This is a genomic window from Mesorhizobium sp. M7A.F.Ca.CA.002.04.1.1, assembly GCF_004022805.1.
Lineage (GTDB): Bacteria > Pseudomonadota > Alphaproteobacteria > Rhizobiales > Rhizobiaceae > Mesorhizobium > Mesorhizobium ciceri.
Genome location: NZ_RZPL01000830.1, coordinates 1 through 2,326 on the forward strand (window position 1 = coordinate 1; position 2,326 = coordinate 2,326).

A 2,326-nucleotide genomic window follows, 5' to 3' on the forward strand; every position below is an offset into this window, starting at 1 on the left:
AGGTGAAGCCGATCTCGCGCATCAGCCGGCTTGCCTCCTCGATCTCCTTGTTGACCCTGAGAAAGCCCATGAAGCCGGTCAGCTCGCGGCCCATGAAGATGTTGCGAACGATGGTCTGCTGCACGGCCAGCGCCCGGTCCTGGAACACCGTCTCGATGCCGGCCTCGCGCGAACGCGCCGCGCTCCACCCGGTCACCGGCTTGCCACGCACGAGGATTTCGCCGCTGGTCGGCTTGACCACGCCCGAGAGGATCTTGATCAGCGTCGACTTGCCGGCGCCATTGTCGCCGAGCAGGCCGACCACCTCGCCGCGGTCGACGCTGAGATTGACCCCGCCCAGTGCATAGACCTGGCCATAGGACTTGCTGATGTCGCGCAGTTCGATGAGGCGTTCGGCCATCGGATGCTCGCTTTCATTGTCTCGTGCCGGCGTCGTCGCCAGCGGTCCCGCCGGCCGGGGCCTGAGATCCCGGCCGGCGGCTTGGGAGGTCAGCGCAGCGCCTGCTTGGCGAGCTCGGCGACGATCTCGTAATTTTCGGGCGTGACGAAGCCGGCGCCGGTGTCGACATTCATCGGCGCCAGCCCCAGCACAACCTGCTGGCAGAGGCTGAGGATCGGCAGATAGCCCTGCAGGAACGGCTGCTGGTCGGCGGTCAATTGCACCCAGCCACCCTTGAAACCCTCGACGATCTGCGGGCTGGTGTCGAAGCCGAAATTGAAGATCTCGCCCGCCTTGCGTCCGGCCGCCTGCATATAGGTCGAGACATTGCCGAGCATCTGCCCGCCGGGATAGCCGACCGCCTTGACGTCGGGATTGTTGAGCAGCGCCGCGGTGATCACCGGAATGGCCAGGTTGGGATCGGACGCCCATTCGCCGCTCGGCGGTGAGGACAACTGGATGACCTCGACGCCGGCTTCCTTGAGCGCCGCCACCGTGCCGCGTTCGCGCGCGCCGCGACTTTCGTTTTCGAACGGACCGATCATGATCGCCTTGTCGCCGGCCTTCAGCTTGCCCAGTTTGAACGCCTCGGCGCCGAGCGCGCGGCCCTGCTGTTCCTGCTGGGCGCCGACATAGCCGCCGCCGAACGCTTCCACCACCTTCGGCACAGGCACGTTCTGGTACATCATCTTGATGCCGTCCTTGTGCGCCTGTTCGGCGAGCGGCATGATTGATGCGTCGCCCGGATGGCCCATCATGGCGATGCCGTTGGGCTTGACCGCGACGGCCTCGCGCAGTTGCTGCACCATCTTTTCGATGTCCCACTGGGAGAAGATGTAGTCGACCTTCGGCCCCAGATCGGCCTCTGCCTGCTTGGCGCCATTGTAGACGATGGTGCCGAAAGCGTCGCCCTCGGCGCCGCCGACGAAGAAGCGGATGTGGACGTCCTTGCACCATTTGGCGTCGAGCGCCTGCGCGGGCAAGGTGGAGATCGCAGCGGCAAGCACCGTGGCGGCGGCCACGACGGTCGAGCGCAGAACTGTCCTTCTCATCGTCATGCTCATGCACTTATCCTCCCTTTTTGTCCTCGCAAGCGAGGGGTTTCGACATTCGCTTCGGCAATGTGCGTTGCAGACATCCCGGCCGGCTCCTCCCGCCGGCCGATCCTCACATCGGGTTCGGCAGGTAGCTGGCCCCTCCCCGGCATTGCTTGAGATATTCCAGCGCGCGCACCTGCCCGGTGATTTCGAGATCGCCTCGATAGACAGGGTCGTGCCAGCCTTCGATGTCGATGGCGCCCTTGTATCCGGCCAGCCGCAATTCGCTGATCACCCGCGTCCAGTCGCTGTCGCCGAAGCCCGGCGTTCGCATCTGCACGAAGGGCAGCCGGCCGAACACGCCATGCTCGCGGATGACATCCCAGCGCACCGTCGCGTCCTTGCCGTGGACGTGGAAGATGCGCGGCGCCCATTTGCGGATCTGCGGCATCGGATCGATCAGATAGACGAGCTGGTGGCAGGGCTCCCATTCCAGTCCGAGATTGTCGTCCGGCACTTCGTTGAACATCAGCTCCCAGGCGTCCGGATTGTGGGCGATGTTCCAGTCGCCGGCGGCCCAGTTGCCGTCCATCGCGCAGTTCTCGAAGGCGATGCGCACGCCCTTGTCGGCGGCGCGCCTGGCCAGCGGTCCCCAGACCTCCTTGAAGCGCGGCAGGCTGTCGGTCAGCTTCTTGCCGCGCAGGCGGCCGGTGAAGCCGCTGACCATCGAGGTGCCGAACAGATGCGCATTGTCGATGACCGTCTCCCAGGCCTTGAGCACGCCGCGATCGACCTCGCCGTCTTCCAGCGGATTGCCGAACACGCCGAGCGAGGACACGGTGACGTCGGC

At 65.4% G+C, this 2,326-nt stretch carries 3 protein-coding genes; all 3 read right to left on the reverse strand.

Annotation, left to right across the window (positions count from 1 at the left end):
* A partial coding sequence (locus ENZ75_RS29100) for an ATP-binding cassette domain-containing protein (protein WP_164888085.1) occupies positions 1 to 400 on the reverse strand: 400 nt, incomplete at its 3' end.
* 89 nt (positions 401 to 489) lie between these two features.
* Entirely contained in the window at positions 490 to 1,503 is a 1,014-nt protein-coding gene (locus tag ENZ75_RS29105; protein ID WP_013530992.1) for a substrate-binding domain-containing protein, read from the reverse strand.
* 103 nt (positions 1,504 to 1,606) lie between these two features.
* Positions 1,607 to 2,326 (reverse strand): sugar phosphate isomerase/epimerase (locus ENZ75_RS29110; RefSeq protein ID WP_164888086.1); only part of this gene is annotated, 720 nt, incomplete at its 5' end.

Coding starts and splice junctions, on each gene's coding strand:
- ENZ75_RS29105 (WP_013530992.1), bottom strand. CDS start 1,503: ATGAGCATGACGATGAGAAGGACAGTTCTGCGCTCGACCGTCGTGGCC.